Here is a 20,594-nt window from a genome sequence, read left to right as displayed (position 1 = left end):
GGTGAATCATTAGTACAAAAAGATGTAAGTCAGACAGACGGAACAAATGTTCTCGTTAATCGACTTTGTGTAAACGAATCATGTAGATGTTGGCCATGCGTATAATGATTGGGTTAAAAGAGCGTTTAGAGAATGCTGGTGAACTCAATACGCGTTGTAATATAGGTTTTAAGGAGAAACGATGACAAGAACAACTTGGGAAAATAGTGACATTACTATCTGGGGCTTACACTGTCTGTCAATCCCATTTTAAAATGTCCTCATTTGTCCCAAATAGAAATGTCCCCTTGTTAGGTCTTTCGACTGGAAGCTTTGAATGGTTCGGTGAGCACTGGGTTGATGGTTCGAGGGGCAGTTTGAAGGGCTCTTTGTTGTGCACGGCGCTTGGGGACTTTCTTACTGCGGGTTCGTTGCTGTTGTTGTTCGAATTCTTCTTGTTGTTGCTGAGCAAACTTTAAAACTTGGCCGAGGCGTTTGTTGTCGACGATTTGGGTTTGTTGAACGTGCTCGAGTTTGTCGAAGGTTTTGAATTCGAGTCTTCGATGTCCGTATTGGATGGCGATTTCACCGTTTGGGTAGTCGAGTATCTTGACATGTTCGTGCGCTAGTCGGCTGTTTTCTTCAGTAGGTTCAATGAGATAAATCACTTTATCGTATTGAAATGTAAGTGACTTTGAGAGCTTGCGGGTTTCTTGCCAACTGAAAATATCGTCGAGTTCTTGCTTGGACTCTCGAACCGGACGATGCATGTCTTTTGGGTATTGAGCGGGCTTAGCAAAGCGATGGTTAAAATCGGCGGTGAAGTAGGGAAGCCAGGCGTTGGCTTGTTCGATGGTGTCGATACCTTGTAAGCGCATCTCTTTAACCAGCCGGTCTTGCAGCGTGAGGTTGGCTCTCTCAACGCGGCCTTTGGCTTGGGAGCTGTTGGCACAGATGAGTTCTATGGCCAGTTCTTTCAGCACGCGCCCGTATTGAGTTTGGCCAACTTGTTTGTGTTTCTCCTGATTCACTCGAAAAATTGAGTGCTTGTCACTGTAAAATGCGATGGGTTTACCGTGCTCATTGAGGTATTCACGCGTGGTCAACATGTAGTCAAATGCGGATTCTGTCTCGCTGAATCTTAGGTTCATCAAACGGCCAGTCGCATCATCAATGAACACCAATAGGCAACATTTGTCGCTGCGGCCTTCAAACCAGTCATGATGGGAGCCGTCAATTTGGATAAGTTCGCCCAAGCAATCACGACGGTAACGAGGCTGATAGACTCGAGGTTTGCGTTGTGAATGTGGAAGCCACAGTCCGTCGGCGATCATCCATTGACGGAGTGTTTCTTTAGAGACGGATAGATTGTGTCGTTCAGTCAGTTTTTCCAGAGCGAACGTTGGTGAGAAGTCAGAGTAATGCTCACGGATAAGTTTCAGTATTTCAATTCTGAAATGTTCTGAGTAGCGTCGATTACTTGGGCGTCCACGCGCTGCGTGTGTAAGACTTTGAGCGCCAAGAGAGACCAGTTTGTTTACCAAACGTCGGATATGACGCGCAGACAGATTCAAAATGATAGCAGCGTCAACTTGGCGTAGTCGTTTTTCACGTACGTCAGTAAGCACCTTGAATCGATGAATATCTTTTTCACTCATAGTAATAAGCATCCGGATAACTCCTAAGCAGACCAATATAGGTAAGCTTAGGAGGACATTTTAAAATGGCTCAAACCGGACATTACTAAATTGCTCTAACAATATCACTGCGTATTATGTACGTTATGTTAAATTGATTTTGGTGTTTATAAGGCAGGTATCTTTGTGTGATGCCCTGCCTTTATTTGGTGTCGATATTCTCTGATTTATACTGTGTATTTAACCATATTGGCTATTTACCATAAAATACCTAATAACCAGTGATAATAATCTTCGATTTTACCCCTGGCATTAGTTAGAGCTTAACCGCCAGCAAATTTAACTTTGTAGCCTTTCTTCTCAAGATGCGCTTTGAGCTTGTCACGAGCGTCGCCTTGAATCTCGATGTTGCCATCTTTAACTGAGCCGCCACAGCCGCATACTTTTTTAAGTTCTGCCGCCATTAGTTTTAATGGTGCGTCATCTAGGTCTAAGCCCGTTACGATAGAAACGCCTTTGCCTTTACGGCCTTTGGTTTCTTTTTGGATTCGAACGATACCATCGCCTTTAGGACGTTGGACTTTCTCTTCTTCAGGTGTGATACGACCTGTTTCTGTTGAATATACTAGGCTCATAAATTACTTCTTTTGTTGCTCTGCTTTTTGTTTTGCGAGTAAGTAAGCTTCTATATGACGCTGGATTGCAATCTTGCCGCCTTTGATAAGACGCCCGTTAAACATGCAATACCACGCGTTAGGCTCACCGGTGTCATTCTTGATCTGATAGCCGTTGAAGTTTTCAGTTAGGCCACCAGTTCCTCTCGACTTATTTAATGCAGTGAACTCTTTAGGGTCAATAATAGACGCCGTGTCAATCCACCAATCAATACTCTTCTTCACGGCAGCTAGGTTGCCCTGAATCACATTGTTTTTTAACTTAGCACGCCAAATGGTGTTATTCGCATCCATCGATTGCAGATGGACGCTACGGTAAATTGAATTAGCCATATCTATTAATCATCTTTTTGTTTTCACTGTATTAATCATAAGTATACTTATAATGATATCAAGCATAATATGGTAAAAACACCTGTCGAGGTACGGTAATTTGCGAAAAAAAGTCCCTATTTTAACCGACTCTGTGACAATTAATTCATTTGTTGAAAAATTGAACAGGCACGCGACAATTGAAATTATAGATGAGTTAACAGGATACCAGTACTCTCGTAACTCACTGCTGGGTATCTACAGTGATTGGAATCGCTACCATGCGTTCTGTACTAAAAACCGTATCAACACTCTCCCAGCCTCTATTACTGCTGTTCGTCGTTTTCTAGAGACGGAATCCAGTGACAGAAAATACGCATCTTTAAAACGTTACACTGCAACGCTTAGTTTGTTGCATACTGTGTTGAGCTTTGCCAACCCAATCAAGCATAGACAAGTTCGTTTTGCCCTGCTCCACTTGCAAGCTCAAATGGCTGGCGACGCTAAGCAAACCAATGCCATGACATCTGCACACCTCGCTGAGTTAAACACGTTACTTTCAAATGAGAAATCGAGCTTAAAAGAGATCAGAGACATCGCCATTTATAATGTGATGTTTGAGTGTGCTTTAAAACGATCAGAACTTAAGGCGTTATCAATGGGTAATGTCGAGTGCGTTGAAACTGATTACCTGATTACAGTAAAAGATTCAGCGTATCGGCTGTCGCAAGTAGCCAGTGCTGCACTTCAGCGTTGGTTTGCGTTTACTGGAACACAAGATGAGTTACCCGTGTTTCGAGCGATAGACAAGCATGAGAATATCAGCCTGCAACCTTTAGATGATTCGTCGATCTATAGGATACTAAGAAGTGCAAGCGACTTACTTCAACTCGCAGAAAACCACCATTTTTCAGGGAATTCGATTCGTGTGGGTGCCGCACAAGAGTTGTCAAAACAAGGTCTTAAGGTGAGGGAGATTCAGGATTTTGGTCGTTGGCTCAGCCCTGCAATGCCTGCGCAATATGTGGGTTACTCGGGGACGGCTGAGACTGAGAAGATGAAGTTTAAAACACTAGTGCCTTGGCAATAAGCTCAAGGCACTATTATGTTCTTTAGCCAGTGGTGTAAGACTCGCTAAGATATTTTGAAACAACTAAGAAATGCTTGTTCTCACACAGTTCTCTAGGAACTGGCTGAATTTGTGGCCATCATGTTCAACCATTTTAGGGAACATGGAAATTGGTGTCATACCTGGGAAGGTGTTGACTTCATTCAGGTAGATCTCGTTGTCTTGTGTTAAGAAGAAATCGATACGAGACAAGTGACGAAGCTTCATTTGGGTGAATACTTTGCGAGCACTGTCTGCAATTAACTCTAGTTGTTCATCTGTTAAGTTATTTGCTTCAACTTCTGTAATTGAGTGGCTGTCTGAGCTGTATTTCTCTTCGTAAGAGTAAAATGCGCCATTAGGTGCAATCACCTCGCCCGGTTTGCTGATGTGTAGCTCACCATCGATTTCATAAGCGGCAACTTCTAGCTCTCTAGGCACAACTGATTTCTCAACCAGCACTTGATCAGAGAAGGTAAACGCCTTATTGATCGCTTCGCTTAAGTCTTCCACTTGGTTAACTTGGTAACAACCTACAGAAGAACCTTGACGAGCCGCCTTCACGAACACTTTACCCCAATTTTCAAAAGCTTGAGTCGCTTGTGAATGAGCTTGGTCGTTGTTGTCTGATAAAAACAGATACGGCGTGTTTGGGATGCCAAGTGCGTCGTACCAAAGCTTTGAAGTGATTTTGTTGAAGCTGTTGTTGCTCGCTTCAGAACCACAACCTAAGTACGGAATCTTAGCCATTTCAAATAATGATTGAATGTCACCAGTTTCACCCGGGAAGCCGTGAATACAAGGCACAATGAAATCGACTTTAGATTCTAGGTTGTCACCACGTAAGGTTTGATTATTGATATCTAGATAAACCAATTCACCTGAATCAAGACACCAGCCTTCGTTTTTAATTTCAACTCTGACAACGTTAAAATCTGCAACGCTATTCAGTTGTTCAAAAAGGTAATTGGCTGAAACTAAAGATACTTCATGCTCTGAAGATCCACCGCCACAAAGTAGAAGGATGTTAATGGTGTTCATGGGTAAATTCGGTCCTTGAAACTAGGAATACTGACTTCAATGATAAACAAAAGTCGAAATAGGTACAGTGTTTTGAACGTTAAAATTGTGTTCGAAAGAACGAGCGATTAACTATTAAACAAAACTGCTGGTCTTAAAACAAAAGAAGGAGCATTTGCTCCCTCTTTCTGAATTAAAACTTAGTTCAACTTGTTAAGCGTTGGGTATTCAGAGTTCTTGATGTCATCAATGCTCTTAACAAACGGCTTCAAGTTTTGGAAAGTGGTTGGCAGCGTTGAGATTGCCTTTTTAGCTTCTAAGCGTGTTGCGTAATCACCGTAAAGTACGGTGAACCACTTAGTGCCGTTAACCATTTTGTAGTTTTCCCAAACTGGTTGAGAAGTCGTAGGTAGCATTTTCACGAAAGAATCGACTTTACTCTGGCTGCCAACAGCAACAACTTGAACCGTGTAACCAAAACGCTGGTTCATATCTTGTTGTTTCTTCGTTGGGCCTGTCACTACTGCAACTGGCTTAGCTTTAGTCGTTTGAGTGACTTTCTGCTCAACAGGTTCGGTTCTGATCACGTTGACAACGTTTTCTTCAACAACGCCTGTTTGCTCAGATTGAGATACAACTGGAGCTTCAACTTTTGCCGTTTTGTACTCTTCTTGATAACTATCTGAAGTTACATTTGTAACGTAGTCGTCAGATACACATGCAGCCAAGAGCAGTGGCAAAGTCACAATTGCAAATTTTTTCATGGAAAGCTCTATATCCTTAATAATAATTACTATAAATCATGCCGATACGTCGGTTTAGAATCAAGTTAACTTTGAGATTATACACCATTAGTGGGTGACCTATTTCACAAACTTTATGCAGTGTTTGCTTATTCATCTGAATTCGGTGAATTTGCCATCAACTCGTGAGTGAAAAGTAAGTTACGATGAACTTACGTGCATTGCTAGGATATGTCTATGAATCATCTTGATCCCCTCCTTAAACCCCGTTCAATCGCTGTTGTTGGTGCTTCTCAACGAGAAACGCGCGCGGGATATATCGTCATGAACAATTTGTTGCACGGGGATTTTAAAGGTGCGGTGATGCCCGTTACGCCAAAATATGACTCGGTGGCAGGCGTACTCTCATACAATAACATTTTGTCACTGCCTATCGTGCCTGACCTTGCGATTCTCTGTACCAATGCGACCCGTAATGTGGACATTTTTGAAGAGCTGGCCGAGAAAGGCATAGCCTCTGTCATTGTGCTTTCTTCCGACATGCAGCAACAAAGCGATAATGGCGAAACGTATGATGCACGATGCCTAGCGATTGCTAAAAAACACAACATTCGGGTGCTTGGCTCCAATAGCTTGGGGATTATTGTCCCTTGGTTAAATTTAAATGCCTCTTTTTCTCCGGTAACTGCGCTGCCAGGTAAAATCGCCTTTGTTTCTCAGTCGGCTGCAGTGTGTACCACGATTCTCGATTGGGCGAACGACAAAGAGATTGGCTTCTCAGCGTTTATCTCGATAGGCAATGGCAGTGACATTGAATTCTCGGAACTCTTGGATTATCTGAGTACCGATTCTCACACCGAAGCGATATTGCTTTATGTCGATAGCATTACTGATGCGAGGCGCTTTATCTCTGCAGCGCGTGCAGCGTCACGCAACCGACGAATTCTAGTGCTCAAAGGCGGACGAACAGCGAAAGGCCGAGCAGCGGCCATGGCACATACTGGTGGTGCCGATACCTTAGACATTATCTATGACTCTGCGATCCGACGTAGCGGTATGTTGCGAGTTAAGAACTTACATGAACTGTTTGCTGCGGTAGAGACACTAACTCATTCAGTGCCCTTGCGTGGCGAGCGCTTGGCTATTGTTACCAATGGTGGCGGCCCTGCAATTATGGCCGTGGACACCCTATTTGACCGCGGTGGTAAGCTCGCAGAATTCTCTGAAGATACGCTCGATAAACTCAGTAAGGTTTTGCCATCGAGTTGGTCTCATAGCAACCCTATCGACATTGTTGGCGATGCAGGCGATCAACGCTATATCGACACCATAAACATCTTGCTCGATGGTGATGAAGCGGATGCCATTCTTATCATGCACAGCCCTTCTGCGGTCGCACATTCAGCCAAAACAGCAGAGCGAATTATTGAGGCGATTAAAAAGCATCCTCGCCACAAGCGCTTTAATATCTTAACGAATTGGTCTGGTGAGTTAACCGCTAGGCCAGCGAGAAAGCTGTTTACGGAAGCGGGTTTCCCAACCTATCGAACGCCTGAAAGTTCAGTGGTCGCATTCATGCACTTGGTCGAGTACAGACGCAACCAACGTCAGTTAATGGAAACGCCGACCACGGCAGAAAAAGTGCACATTGAAGACTTGGCAGATGCAAAAAATTGGATAGAACGTCAACTACTGGATAAAGAAACAGTTAGTCTTGATACTCATCAAAACAGTCAGTTTTTCAAGCACTTCAATCTTGATGTGTTGCCAACTTGGATTGCTTCCGACCCAAGTGAAGCGGTGCACATTGCTGAAACGATCGGTTACCCGGTCGCTGTAAAACTTCGCTCGCCAGACATTGCGCATAAGTCGGACGTTCAAGGTGTGATGCTCAATTTACGAAACAGTAGTGAAGTCGCGAATGCCGCTCAGGCAATTCTCGATCGATCTCAATTGTCGTTCCCTACTGCTCATATCCATGGCTTGTTGATTCAAGGTATGGCCAAGCTTGCAGGCGGCCAAGAACTGCGAGTTAAGGTTACAACGGATGAAACCTTTGGCCCTATCATTTTACTTGGCCAAGGTGGCTCTGAGTGGGACGAATCAATTGATGCCGCTGCTGCTTTCCCACCGCTTAACATGACACTGGCGCGTTACTTGATCATTAGGGCGATAAAAAGTGGCAAGATTCGCCTGCAAAAACTGCCTAACCCGATCGACATTGAAGGCCTCTCTGAGTTGCTGGTTCGTATATCGCAAATGGTAGTGGATTGCCCCGAAATACATGATTTGGATATCCACCCAGTACTGGCCAATGGTGACAAGTTCACGATATTAGATGCCGATATCATCTTGAAAGCGTACGAAGGCGATCCACAAGAACGTCTTGCGATTCGCCCTTATCCGGTCGAGCTTGAAGAGAATATCGTACTCAAGGACGGCACCGAAGTGTTGCTACGCCCTATTCTTCCTGAAGATGAACCGCTTCATGCCGATTTTATTAATCGCGTCTCTAAAGAGGATCTTTATAAGCGTTTCTTTAGTGATGTTGGTGAATTCAACCATGAGGCATTGGCAAATTTTACTCAGATTGATTTTGATAGAGAAATCGCGTTTGTGGTGGTTCGTAAGGAACAAGGTGTGCCTGCGATTATTGGTGTATCGAGAGCGCTAATTAACCCAGAGAACACCGATGCCGAGTTCGCGATTCTGATACGTTCCGATCTGAAAGGTGTCGGCTTAGGTCGTATTCTTATGACTAAGGTTATTGATTACTGCCGTGCAAAGCAGACTAAACAGATGTCGGGCATGACGATGCCAACGAATAGAGGGATGCTGACACTAGCTCAAAAGCTCGGCTTCGAGCTAGATATCAGTTTTGAAGATGGTACTGCAGATATGGTGTTACCGTTACTTTAACGCCCATGTCTTTTTAAGATGTTGGATACACCAAGACTTGGCGTCGCCCATTTTGTTGCGTCGCCAAGCCATGACGATATCGATCGGCTGTGGTTCTGTACCCGAAATCTGCTGTAGAACGCCAGATTCAATCAGCGGCTTAGCAATACTACTCGGCAAGGTGCCAATCCCTAATCCAGTTGTTAGAGCCTCCACCTTTGCAGGGAAGCTTGTTACGGTTAAACGAGGTTGTTTCTCTAGAATGTTGCGACTTAACGCTGGTTGATCGCGTGCAGTATCCGCAATTGCAATAACCCTGTAACTTTCCCTCGCTTTTTGATCGAAATCGCCAGAGCGCTTATGCACGTAGTGGTTTGTTGCAGCGACCCATACCATTTCCATCTTGCCAATGATGTCACTTTTCATATCGTTTGGAATCGTGTCAAGCTTGGGACATACCAATAAATCGGCTCGGCCATCTGTCAGGGATTCCCAACATCCGGCTAAGATCTCTTCTTGTAAGCGAACACGTGTTTTGCTGATTTTCCCTAGTTCGTCGACCAACGGGAAGAAATTGGCAATAGGAATGATGCCATCAAAGGCAATGGTTAAATCTAGCTCCCAGCCATTAGCAAGAATACTCGCATCGTTAACGAGTTGTTCAGTGGCACCAAGAATGATTCTACCTTGCTCTAAGATTAACTGCCCCGCTTCCGTGAAATTTGCACGGTGGCCTGAGCGATCAAAAATCATGATATCTAAGTCTTGCTCTAACTTCTGGATTTGATAACTCAATGAAGAAGGCGCTCGGTCCAGTTCATTCGCTGCAGCTGCGAAACTCCCACGACGATCAATGGCATCTAATATGTGTAATGCTTCAAGTGTTATTGGACTATGCATAGCTTTCCTACTTTATAAATGAGACTTCAATCACAAAAACAGAAGCATTCAGACTATGAATGGAACTGTAAAAGTCTTTTTAATACAGATATTTAAGATTATTAATTATGAATTAGTTGATAAAATTGAAAATTATTTAAATGCAAATAATAGTAATTATCATTTAGATCCAATATTATCTTTCGCAAATCAAGATAATACTATGGAACTAAGGTAACTATCAGATGTATAAGCAATCCCTACTCTCTGCTTCAATCGTTTTAGCGCTTTCATCAACATCAGCCTTTGCTGACGATTATGCCCTATTTGATGAGGTTGTTGTATCTTCGACTCGTACTAATCAAACACTTATCAATACAGCAGCTTCTGTTACTGTCATCTCGGATAAGCAAATTGAAGAGAATATGGCGAAAGACGTGAATCAAATCTTCGAATACACTCCGGGTGTAACGATGAACTCAAGCTCTCGCCAAGGTGCACAAACCATCAACATTCGTGGCATGGAAGGTAAACGCGTTAAGATTTTGGTCGATGGCTCTTCTCAGCCAGGTTCATTTGATGGTGGTCCATACGCATTTATCAATTCTAGCGGTATTTCAATCGATCCCGACATGCTTAAAAGTGTAGAAATTATCAAAGGTGCTGCTTCAAGTTTACACGGAAGTGATGCTATTGGCGGTGTTGTTGCTTTTGAAACTAAAGACCCTTCTGATTTCTTGAAAAATGGCGAAGACTTCGGTGGCCAAGCGAAACTGTCTTACTCTTCAGAAGATAACTCTTTCAGTGAGCACGTTGCATTAGCTAATCGATTTGGTGACTTAGAAACATTGGTTGCCTACACTCGTCGTGACGGTGAAGAGCTTCAAAACTTCCGCGACTCTAATAACTTAGAGAATTACGCAGTAGAAGATCAAGACACATCTGCAGATAACCTTTTGGTAAAATTGCAATACCAATTGAATGAAAGCCATCGTATTGAGTTTCTAGCTGAGCTAATCAAAGATACTTCAGACTCTGACATTTATCACTCAAGCTACGATAGCTACACGGGTGCAGATGATACAGAGCAAAATCGATTTGCGATTAAACACATTTGGTTTGCTGATGGCGCAATTGCCGATACCGTGACCAGTAAAGTGTCGTACATTTCTAAAGAAGAAAATGGTGTGACGAAGCGCTTTAAGCCAGCGGGTCCAGGTATGCCACCTTGGGTGCCAGCTAACAACGATAACTTACAAACAAAAGACTATGAATACACCGAAGATAAGCTTGAGCTCGAAACTCAGCTAGATAAAGAGATTAACAACCATTACCTAGTTTATGGGGCAACTTATACACATAGCGACATCAGCAATACCAATATGGAGTACAACTCTGATACTGCGACTGATGATAAGCTCTATGTATACACTCCTGATGCTAAAGAGCAAAAACTTGGTCTGTTTGTACAAGACGAAATTAGCCTAATCAACGACAAACTTATTGTTACTCCAGGTGTTCGTTTCGATCACTTCTCTACAGACCCTGGTAAAAATACAGGTGAGTCACTTACGGACTTCTCTGATTCTGCAGTAACTGGACGTTTAGGCTCAACATACAAACTTACTGATACAGGCACCATTTTTGGCCAAATTAGCCAAGGCTTTAGAGCCCCTTCTTTCGATGAACTGTACTACACGTATGACAACCCAGGACATGGTTACGTAAACGATCCAAACCCGGATCTTAAGTCAGAAACCAGTATCTCTTATGAGCTAGGTTACCGTCATAATACACAGGCTTCATCGTCTGAGATTGCGGCTTACTACAGTGATTACGATGACTTTATCGAAACAGTGGTAACGAAAAAAGTTGGCGGAACTACACACTACTCTAACGTTAACTTAGATTCGGCAACAATTAAGGGTGTTGAATTCTCTAACACGTTACTATGGGATGTTTTGGTAGGTGCACCTAAGGGGATTTCAACTCACTTCGTTGCTTCATATACAGAAGGTGAAGACGGAAACGGCAATGCACTGAATAGTGTTAACCCTTGGAATGCTGTATTAGGTCTTAACTATGATGCTCCAAACCAAAACTGGGGTACTAGCCTTAAGTTAAACTACACGGCTAACAAGTCTGGTTCAGACATCAACTTCGATGACGAAAGCGGCGGCAACGCTGGTCAAGCTGAGCTTCCAAGCGCTACGGTTGTTGACCTGACAGCTTACTACAAGCCAATGAAGGATCTTACTATCCGTGGTGGCGTATTCAACTTAACTAACGAAGAGTACTACCGTTGGAACGACATTCGTGGCGATGATGAGCTTTACAAAGAGAACTCTCAAGCGGAAAGAAACTACGGCATTTCAGCTAAATACGAATTCTAATTCGTTAGAAAGCTGAACCACAGAAACGTATACAGCAGATACTAAAAAGCCAGCTAAACGCTGGCTTTTATTATTTCACTAAAAATTGTATAAAAAAGGGATAAAGTGAAATTACTTCTCTGCCATCTCTTTCTTAACCATTACTGCAGCAGCAATGATGAAAGTGATAATTAGGCCTAGTTCCATGATTAACTCCAAAGAAAATTAACATTAAACATATAATTCGCGAGCATGATAACAACAACCGATACAGAATGATACTTTTTAACCACTAATTCACTTTTTATTCGATTTAGATCAAAAAAGATGCCCTAAAGCATCTTTTTGTATATTAATCATTCATGAAACTACTAGATCAGCCAGGGAAACCGTTAGGATTCGTTGACTGCCAGCGCCATGTATCTTCGGTCATTTCAGTCAATGTACGCGTCGCATTCCAGCCAAGCTCTTTCTGAGCTTTAGCAGGATCTGCCCAACATTCTGCGATATCACCTGGGCGACGATCGACCAGTTTATAAGGGACTTGTTTACCGCTCGCTTTCTCGAACGCTTTAACCATATCTAATACACTCGAACCGTTACCAGTGCCAAGGTTGTAGATATGAAGACCGTCTTTACGCCCTACTTTTTCAAGCGCTGCGATGTGGCCATCAGACAGATCCATGACGTGGATGTAATCACGAACACCAGTCCCGTCTTTTGTTGGATAATCGCTACCAAATACCGATAGGAATTCACGGCGGCCCACGGCTACTTGAGAGACAAATGGCATTAGGTTATTTGGAATACCCTGCGGGTCTTCACCTAGCTCACCACTTGGGTGTGAACCTACTGGGTTAAAGTAACGCAGCAGTGTAATGCTCCAATCTGGATTGGCTTTTTGGAAATCGGTTAAGCACTCTTCAACCATTAGCTTACTACGACCGTAAGGATTGGTTGCGCTTGTTGGAAAATCTTCTGTGATAGGCACACTCGCAGGATCGCCGTAGACCGTTGCTGAAGAGCTGAATACTAAGGTTTTCACACCAGCGTCACGCATTGCATCAACAAGAACTAACGTACCGTTCACGTTATTGTCATAGTATTCAAGTGGCTTAGCCACAGATTCACCAACCGCCTTTAGACCAGCGAAATGAATAACGGCTTCAATGTTGTGTTGCTTCATGGTTTCAGTCAAAAGCGCTTTATCACGAACGTCACCTTCAATGAAATTAGGGCGAACACCAGATACTTTTTCGATACGCTCTAGAACGCTTGGTTTACTGTTATACAAGCTATCAAAAAGTACAGGTGTCATTCCTGCGTTGATCATCTGGATACTTGTATGGCTACCGATGTAACCCATGCCACCTGTAACTAAAACATTCATGTTTAGCAGACCTTTTAATTAAAAATATTCAACCTATCACTTATGATACAACAACTTAGGTAGAGGTCACAAACGCCTACGGCTATTAACTATCACGAGAGAACACAAATTGACCTTTTCCTTTGCGTTTTGCTTGGTACATCGCCTCATCGGCAACCTTTAGGATCACGTCTATATCACGCTCTGAACCATCAACTAAGTGTATGCCCAAGCTCGCTCCAACATGAAGCGAGCGCTGTTTATGGGTCACTTCTTGCCCGATCAGCTCCAACAGTCGCTCCGCTAACTTTGCTAACAAGACTTTGTTGGTTTGTTTAATAATAAGAACAAATTCATCACCCGACAAACGTGCTACCAAATCTCCTGCACGAACTTGAGATAACAACCGGCTCGATACTGCTTTGAGGATTTCGTCGCCCGCATCGTGTCCATAGTTATCATTAACGTGTTTAAAACCATCGAGATCCAAATAGATAACCGCGAAGTGTTGATTAGAATAATGGCTAGACGTGACTACATCATCCATCACTTTATACAGCTGAGCTCTGTTGGCCAAACCCGTTAATGCGTCGTGATGAGCCAAGTGTTCGAGCCTTTCCATCTCTTTGACATTAGATAAATCAGACAATGTGAGTACCATATCAAACTCGTCTTTCTCGTTGTCTGACGAAACTCGATTCACTTTTACAAACATTGGAACCAAAGTGCCAGATGCACTCTTCTCCCATACCTCGCCTTGCCACTGCCCATAATTTTCCAATGAACTGCGAATTGTCGGCATTAGGGATGAAAACTGTTGCCAAGAAAAAACGTCAAATGGTGTTTTGCCCACCAGCAGATCGGCGTGATAACCAAGAAGTTGGGTGACCGCTGGGTTTACCATGGTAATTACATTGGATGAATTCAGTACGATTAAGCCGTCTTTACTGTTCTCAAAAACCCCCGCGGCTATACGCTGGCGACTCATGGCAGTTTCTATCCCCGTGACATCTTGGATTGCATAAAGAATACGACCGTGCTTTGACAACGAACGGCTGCTCACACGAAGCCAGCGTTTTGAGTTAAAGAGATCGGTGGTTTCGAGTAGCTCGTCATTCAGCTCAATATTGGCGTCGATAACCTCTTGTAAGAACCCAGTTTGCTTTGTCGAGATCAACTCTTGGATCAATAAATTTTCAAGAAACGCTTCGGTACACTTAAAAATGTCACGAGTGGCAGCGTTCGCATGAACGATGAACCCTTTTTCATCGGCTACCAACAACGAGTGCTGAACAGTTTCAATTACCTCATTCGCAAACGACTTTTCTTCTTGTAGTTTATCGAGCGTAAAATTGATTTGGTTGTCGCGATGTTGAAGTCTTTCGAGCATGGTATTAAAAGCTCGAACCAGATCCCCTATCTCATCGTGGTTCGTTGCGACTAATTTTGGTTGTTCTGAACGACGTTCAACAAAAGCTTGCATCGCCTCATTAAGGTCAAACATTGGATCGATAATTAAGCGTTGAACCAATTTGACCAGTACCCCGCCTAAGATCACCAGAAACAGCAAGTAGACGGCCGCAACCTTGAAAATATTCGTTAAGATCGTAATAAACGTCTCTTTTGATATTGTCACTCTCAAGTTAGCGATCACAGCGTCATCCAGCGTCACCGGAACAAGCAAAAAGATGAAATTCTCGGAGATGGCAAATTGGTGATCCGCGATGTCATTTAATTCATCTGTATTCGGCCTTGGAACCAGCGTATTACTCACTTGATAACTCGCAAAAAGCTGTTCATTAATGTCATAGAGCTTCACCCTGACGATATCTTTATCCGCAACGAAGGCTGACAAAATCTCCTGAGCCGAGGATTTATCCTCAAATAGAATCGCGGCTTGCAGGTTATAAGCAACACCTTGTGCCAACACTTTAACTCGCTGAATAAGACTCTCTTTCTCTCGCTCAAAAGTGACAGTGTAATTCACTGATTGAATCGTCACAAAAGTAACCGCGATGAAGATGACAATCGGTAATATCAGCTTGTTTTTAATCGATAAATTATTAATGAAAGACAACATTATTGGCCCTCCACTATAGCGATTCGTAACAGGTTTGAGCCGATGACGTATTCACCGCGTCTTGCATTCACTAAGTTGATCTTAGGCTTTAGCTTATTATCGATGTGCGTTAGCTCAATGACTCCTCCCATGTCCGTAAAGTTTGGGATATCGCTAATCGTCACAGTATGTGGTGAGTGGGCTTTACGGCTAAATTCATCATCATCGAGATCCGATAGATAAGTGATATCACACTTAGGAGTCACCAATTGATGAACTTGAATAGCGAGAGAACGAATAGATTTCCCTTGTGTAATCGACGTCAGTGCTTTGCTTACCTTCTCATCGCCAATCACACAGAAGTTAACCGTATTCATGGTGCTTTCGTCGTTCCAACGAATAAAGTTGGCAATTCTAAAAAGGTACACCGCTTTCACTTCATAAGGCTTGAAACTAGCCGCCGATGTATTTAAAGGCATAATAAACATTGCTAAAGTGGCAAGGCTGAGTTTAGTAAAACCGAGCTTAATACGGTACTTAAGCCACTTAGAATTCATGAGAGACCCTCACATATACAGACTCTTGGTTAACACTTTTCTCAGACGTGAATTCAGCTTGATAGCCGTCACTCTTACCAATGTTTTCAACGACCACTTCAATTAAAGGTGCTGCGGATGATTTTTTCCATGCAAGACGTGCATCAAAGGTTATTTCATGTGGGTAAGATTGCCATTCGTATTGAGTGCCATCGCCTGCTATCCAATAGTCTGGGTAATTCACATTAATGTATTGGCCGATAACATCGAATTGCCAGCTATCGGTGATATTCCACATCAACTGTGCCGTGGCTAAATGTTCATTATCAATGTCATGATAGACGCCAGTTTGTGGGCTAGATTTAGGGTCATCACCCTTGTTTTCACCCTCTAACGTTGAATAGGCATAACTCAGGTAACTGGTGAGATCTTCTGTAATTTGATAACTTGCGCCTAACTCTAAGCCATAGGTTTTCGCTTTATAATCATCAGATAATGCACCGACATAGACATGATTCGCGGGGATATCATTCGGGTCATAGCTGTGGAAGCGTAGATTGTCATGTTCACTCAGGTAGATTGTTGCATCGAGCTCGAAATTTGAATTGTTAGAGTAACGATACCCCATTTCAGCCGTTATGACGTCCTCTATTTCAAGGTTAGAGTTTGATTTATAGACATCCAGATAACTGTCGTTTGAATCGGTATTATAACTGTTGAAGTAGTATGTAGAGTTTGAATCCATATATGATGGTGCAACCACTGCACGGCTGAGCCCCGCCCACACGGAATGACGTTGAGTTAACTTATATAAACCTCGCAATTGAGGTGAAAGCTCAGTTGAATCATTCTGTGTAAAGTGCTCGACCTTGGCACCAATAGTAATAGATAGCGCTTCCGTCATTTGAATTTGAGACTGTATAAAAGCGTTCGCAATATAATCGTTGGCAGATTGGATATTGTAGGCTCGACCTTCGTAATCGGGATTGTACCAATCAACCTCCGAAACTTGGCTAGACGAGAAATCAAGATACATATATCGCAGGCCACCACCGAGTGTCATCTGATGCTTTGCAGATAGCTGGTTGATATAGGTCGAGTCAAAATCGAGGGTCGAGTAGCTTCCCGGAGCATCTGGCGCGTTATCCTCATTATATTCCCCCCATAACGAATATGAGAGTGTCGAACTTTCATCAAAATGGCGAGAGTCGTTGAATTGGACGTAAACAGATTGGCTCTTGTTATCGAAATCATTGGCTTGTGAACCGACAAACGAACCTGAGTTATCATATTGGAACGTATAGAGTTCCGACTCGTAAAAGCTTTTCTCGCCGCCGATACGCAATGACCAGTTTTCTTCAGTATTACTTGGTTGAAACACCATCCCAGCCGTTTGCGCTTTCCATTTTTCAGATTCGTTTGTGCGATACGTGGGTTCTTCTCGGTACTTATAGAATGCACGCGCATTCACATCGTCATTCAAGCTTAAACCCTGACGAACACTAAACTCGTAATTATCAGTATTAGAAGCGACACCAGAGAGATACGTCCCTTGAGTATCATTGGCAGACTTAGTAATGATATTCACCACACCATTAACCGCATTGCCTCCCCAAATCGTTCCGCCGGGGCCTTTTAATACTTCGATACGTTCGATGTCGGCAAGTATATAGTCAACATCACTCCAATACGTGCCGCCATAGACTGGGCTAAATAAGCTTCGTCCATCCATCATCACGAGCATTTTGTTATACAGCCCATCATGAAAGCCGCGCGTCGAAACAAACCACGAGGTCTCGTTAAACTTAGTCACTTTGAGGCCGGGTACTAGCGTCAGCACTTCCGCAATGGTTTTAGCCCCACTGCGTTGAATTCGCTCATTAGAAAGTACATAAACCGATGAGGGAATGTCGGTAAGTTTTTGTGTCACTTTCGAAGCCGTTTCCATCTCAACATCTAACATAGACAACTCTTCAAGGCTCATCGACATGAGTTGGTCTAAAGAGTTTTCTTGAGCAGCTACAAAAACAGGTGTCGTTAATGCTAGTCCTAAGCAAACCTGGCGCGATATCATGTGCTCACCTAATATACAGATAGATATTAATCCTTTAATCAATAGTTCAACTATATATGAAATGCCATACTGGTAAATTTTCGGTGTCGAAAGTTTGAGTCAGGTCACTGTTTATTTATGGCATTTATAAGACCGTCATTACTTACCTCAACGTAAAGGATTAGCACCACGTGACAACGAAGATTTTGCTTAATTGCGACATGGGAGAAAGTTTCGGCAATTGGAAGATGGGCGATGATGAGTCGGTCATGGAATGGGTCGATATGGCAAACATCGCTTGTGGCTTTCACGCGTCTGATCCGCACGTTATGTCCAAGACTATTAAACTGGCACAGCACTATCACACCCAAATAGGTGCTCACCCTGGTTATCAAGATTTAGTCGGGTTTGGTCGCCGTTCTATTCCGCACACCATGGATGAGATCAGTGAACTGGTTTGTTATCAAGTCGGTGCACTACAAGCCCTTTGCCGATATCACCATGCATCTGTTGGCTATGTGAAACCTCATGGCGCTCTTTACAACGATATGATGGCGAACATTGATGTGTTTAATGCGGTAGCCCAAGCCGTCGCTGAATTTAACATCCCCTTAATGATCCTCTCTTCGTCAGACAATCAGCAGTATTTAGATATTGCTGACGATCATGACTTACCCCTCTTGTTTGAAGCGTTTGCCGATCGTGCATACTTGAATAATGGGCAGTTATCGCCGCGAACTCAAAAAGGCTCGGTTTACGTTAATCAGGACGACATCTACAACCAAGTCATGCAAATCATTAACTACGGTTCGGTCACGACCATTGAAGGTGAAAGACTGCCTATTGAAGCCGATACCATCTGTGTTCATGGTGATAATCCCCAATCCATCGCATTAATTAGAAAAATCAGACAAGACCTTAACGCTTTTAACTAATATGAAGCGTGTGATTGGTATGGCGCATGGCTTTATCGCTCGCCTAACCGAGTACTTAATCAATTGCTCGTAAGGTCTAATTGCTTTGTATTGGTTTAGACACGGAAGTTAGACACGCCAAATAAGCAAACAAAAGGCAGTAAGTAAATCAAAGGCAAGCAAAAGTATGGAAACGAAATGACGACGAATCAAATTGAGTTCAATATAGCGCCAGTCGCAGAATGCAGTGTTTTGGTCACCTTGGCGCTATCGCCTTCAAATAATCAATCTAGCGCTCAATATGCGCAGTACATGGCTCATTTTTCCGATGCTATTCGTCAAAACTTAGCACCTGTATTGATGAATGTGACACCGGCTTACCACACCATTCTGGTTGACTACTTACCTTATAGAATTTCAGAACATCAGCTCATGGAACAACTCAACGCCTTGTTGAGTCATGCTGTTTCGTCCTTCTCTAGTGTTATTAACACGCGTAACACTATCGAGCTTCCCGCCTATTACTCACCAGAAACAGCACTCGATTTAGACCGATATCAAGCCCAAGGCATGTCGCTGGATGAAATCATTCAACATCACACCTCACAAACATACAGCGTCAGTGCCATTGGGTTTACGCCTGGCTTTGCGTTTATGTCTGATGTGGTCAATGAACTTGTTTTGCCTCGTCATTCAACCCCACGCTTAAGTGTGCCGAAAGGCAGCATCGCCATCGCGGATACGAAAACGGCGGTGTATCCTTCGGACTCACCGGGCGGTTGGAATATTATTGGCAATTGCCCGATCGCACTGTTTGATCACAGCCAATTGAAGAACGCTGATACCACGCAAACGCCGCTGTCTCTACTTAATGTCGGTGATACGGTCCGTTTCATCGCGATTTCAAAACAAGAATTTGTAGAGCTTAGGCTTATGGAGATTAGTGGAGATGTCGCTAATGGTTAATACAATAGCTAAACCAACACTAACAGTGATTAAACCCGGCCCGTTGAGTTTGATTCAAGATTTCGGACGATTTGGTGTCGCTCATCTCGGGTTGACACAAGGTGGCCCTGTTGATGATTACTCGTATAGCTGGGCCAATCACCTGCTCGGAAACCCAGTCAACCAAGCGGCGTTGGAAATCACGCTTGGGCAATGCGCGTTACGAATCGACTTTGATTGTGAGATGGCGTTATGTGGTGGCGATTTACAAGCGAAGCTTGATGGCAAACCACAGTCGAACTGGCGTACTTTTCAAGCTTTCGCAGGGCAAGTTCTCTCATTTGGTTTACCTAAAAATGGTCTAAGGGCGTATTTAGCCATTAAGGGGGGCTTCGATGTTCCATCAACTCTTCATAGCTGTTCTACGGTGACTCGAGAAAAGATTGGTGGATTAACGCAAGATGGAGAGCCATGCCAGCAAGGGCAACAAATTGCGTTTACCCAACACAAACTCTCTCGCCCGTTTAAAGCGTTGAGTGTCACCTTCCGATACACGCCTGATTACAATCTACCAGTGAACCTGCGAGTGATTGAAGGCTATCAAAGCGAACTATTCTCCGAGTCAGCAAAAGAGACTTTGTATAACGCACAGTATCACGTTGACCAAAATTCAAATCGCATGGGTTATCGACTGAGTGGTGAATCGGTTGATTCACCTGATATTTCGCTATTGTCAGAAGGCATTGCCTTAGGTGCGATTCAAATCCCCCAAGATGGGCAACCTATCGTGTTGCTTAATGACAGACAGACTATTGGTGGCTACCCAAAGATTGGATGTGTCGCCAGAATCGATTTACCGCGCTTAGCACAAGCCAAACCTGGACATGCGATATCATTCAACAAGGGAGATCGCTTAGGCTTACAAGATGTTTGGTGCCAATGGGCTCAATTTTTCGGTTATTGATGTGCCCCTGTAGATAAAAGCCACTTTAATACCAATCGTAGTAAATAACTGGTCACCCTAGCTTGTTAGAAATCTCGATAACTTCGTTAGAATTTTTGATTGTAGAATAACTACTCATCGAAACTTCTTGTC

Annotated in this window: 16 protein-coding genes; 6 read left to right on the top strand and 10 right to left on the bottom strand. The window is 43.3% G+C overall.

Features of this window, described 5'->3' with window-relative positions; all coding sequences use genetic code 11:
* Positions 1 to 290 precede the first annotated feature (290 nt).
* The 3 genes from L3V35_RS00920 to L3V35_RS00910 all read right to left on the bottom strand — a co-directional run bounded on the left by L3V35_RS00920 (position 291) and on the right by L3V35_RS00910 (position 2,623).
* Positions 291 to 1,637: an ISNCY family transposase gene (locus L3V35_RS00920; RefSeq protein WP_237298912.1), complete on the bottom strand. Its 1,347-nt coding sequence runs from the start codon at positions 1,635 to 1,637 to the stop codon at positions 291 to 293.
* 302 nt (positions 1,638 to 1,939) lie between these two features.
* Positions 1,940 to 2,251 (bottom strand): stress response translation initiation inhibitor YciH, encoded by a 312-nt coding sequence (yciH, locus tag L3V35_RS00915; RefSeq protein WP_145565382.1) that lies wholly within the window; start codon positions 2,249 to 2,251, stop codon positions 1,940 to 1,942.
* Between the two features lie 3 nt (positions 2,252 to 2,254).
* Positions 2,255 to 2,623 (bottom strand): DUF3319 domain-containing protein, encoded by a 369-nt coding sequence (locus L3V35_RS00910; protein ID WP_004730993.1) that lies wholly within the window; start codon positions 2,621 to 2,623, stop codon positions 2,255 to 2,257.
* Positions 2,624 to 2,723: 100 nt separating this feature from the next.
* Here L3V35_RS00910 and L3V35_RS00905 point away from each other — a divergent pair, with 100 nt between their 5' ends.
* Positions 2,724 to 3,692: a tyrosine-type recombinase/integrase gene (locus L3V35_RS00905; RefSeq protein ID WP_237298130.1), complete on the top strand. Its 969-nt coding sequence runs from the start codon at positions 2,724 to 2,726 to the stop codon at positions 3,690 to 3,692.
* Positions 3,693 to 3,755: 63 nt separating this feature from the next.
* Here the strand turns inward: L3V35_RS00905 and L3V35_RS00900 are convergent, their stop codons facing one another.
* Together L3V35_RS00900 and L3V35_RS00895 are read right to left on the bottom strand one after the other, a co-directional pair.
* Entirely contained in the window at positions 3,756 to 4,751 is a 996-nt protein-coding gene (locus L3V35_RS00900) for a D-alanine--D-alanine ligase (RefSeq protein ID WP_076647591.1), read from the bottom strand.
* Between the two features lie 179 nt (positions 4,752 to 4,930).
* On the bottom strand, positions 4,931 to 5,494 hold the full coding sequence (locus L3V35_RS00895) for an SPOR domain-containing protein (protein ID WP_004730988.1): 564 nt from the start codon (positions 5,492 to 5,494) through the stop codon (positions 4,931 to 4,933).
* 216 nt (positions 5,495 to 5,710) lie between these two features.
* On the opposite strand from L3V35_RS00895, the gene L3V35_RS00890 reads away from it, so the two are divergent.
* Complete coding sequence (locus L3V35_RS00890; RefSeq protein ID WP_237298129.1) at positions 5,711 to 8,392, top strand: bifunctional acetate--CoA ligase family protein/GNAT family N-acetyltransferase; 2,682 nt, start codon at positions 5,711 to 5,713, stop codon at positions 8,390 to 8,392.
* Here the strand turns inward: L3V35_RS00890 and L3V35_RS00885 are convergent.
* The gene (locus L3V35_RS00885; protein WP_114635338.1) at positions 8,384 to 9,271 is read right to left on the bottom strand and encodes a LysR family transcriptional regulator; all 888 of its coding nucleotides are present in this window, start codon (positions 9,269 to 9,271) and stop codon (positions 8,384 to 8,386) included. The two genes, L3V35_RS00890 and L3V35_RS00885, sit on opposite strands and share 9 nt — an antisense overlap.
* 224 nt (positions 9,272 to 9,495) lie before the next feature.
* On the opposite strand from L3V35_RS00885, the gene L3V35_RS00880 reads away from it, so the two are divergent.
* Complete coding sequence (locus L3V35_RS00880; RefSeq protein ID WP_237298128.1) at positions 9,496 to 11,643, top strand: TonB-dependent hemoglobin/transferrin/lactoferrin family receptor; 2,148 nt, start codon at positions 9,496 to 9,498, stop codon at positions 11,641 to 11,643.
* 355 nt (positions 11,644 to 11,998) lie between these two features.
* Here L3V35_RS00880 and galE read toward each other — a convergent pair whose 3' ends face one another.
* The 4 genes from galE to L3V35_RS00860 form a co-directional block, all read right to left on the bottom strand.
* Positions 11,999 to 13,012, bottom strand: a complete 1,014-nt coding sequence (gene galE / locus L3V35_RS00875; RefSeq protein WP_017079232.1) for a UDP-glucose 4-epimerase GalE — start codon at positions 13,010 to 13,012, stop codon at positions 11,999 to 12,001.
* 85 nt (positions 13,013 to 13,097) lie between these two features.
* Positions 13,098 to 15,071 (bottom strand): diguanylate cyclase, encoded by a 1,974-nt coding sequence (locus L3V35_RS00870; protein ID WP_237298127.1) that lies wholly within the window; start codon positions 15,069 to 15,071, stop codon positions 13,098 to 13,100.
* Complete coding sequence (locus L3V35_RS00865; protein WP_237298126.1) at positions 15,071 to 15,607, bottom strand: YfiR family protein; 537 nt, start codon at positions 15,605 to 15,607, stop codon at positions 15,071 to 15,073. Before L3V35_RS00865 ends, L3V35_RS00870 begins: the two co-directional genes overlap by 1 nt.
* Positions 15,597 to 17,660, bottom strand: coding sequence for a TonB-dependent receptor (locus tag L3V35_RS00860; RefSeq protein WP_237298125.1), 2,064 nt, complete (start codon positions 17,658 to 17,660; stop codon positions 15,597 to 15,599). The genes L3V35_RS00865 and L3V35_RS00860 overlap by 11 nt, the downstream gene beginning before the upstream one ends.
* Before the next feature lie 170 nt (positions 17,661 to 17,830).
* Between L3V35_RS00860 and L3V35_RS00855 the strand changes: the two genes are divergently transcribed.
* From L3V35_RS00855 to L3V35_RS00845, 3 genes are all read left to right on the top strand, one after another.
* A complete protein-coding gene (locus tag L3V35_RS00855) occupies positions 17,831 to 18,574 on the top strand; it encodes a 5-oxoprolinase subunit PxpA (protein ID WP_017064591.1) in 744 nt (247 codons plus the stop codon).
* A gap of 177 nt (positions 18,575 to 18,751) precedes the next feature.
* A complete protein-coding gene (locus L3V35_RS00850; RefSeq protein WP_237298124.1) occupies positions 18,752 to 19,519 on the top strand; it encodes a carboxyltransferase domain-containing protein in 768 nt (255 codons plus the stop codon).
* On the top strand, positions 19,503 to 20,462 hold the full coding sequence (locus L3V35_RS00845; RefSeq protein WP_237298123.1) for a biotin-dependent carboxyltransferase family protein: 960 nt from the start codon (positions 19,503 to 19,505) through the stop codon (positions 20,460 to 20,462). Before L3V35_RS00850 ends, L3V35_RS00845 begins: the two co-directional genes overlap by 17 nt.
* Positions 20,463 to 20,594: the final 132 nt, after the last annotated feature.

The sequence above is a fragment of the Vibrio sp. L5-1 genome (assembly GCF_021728315.1).
Taxonomy (GTDB): domain Bacteria; phylum Pseudomonadota; class Gammaproteobacteria; order Enterobacterales; family Vibrionaceae; genus Vibrio; species Vibrio splendidus_K.
Note: the sequence above shows the minus strand (reverse complement) of the source record. Positions and strands in the feature narration are given on the sequence as shown.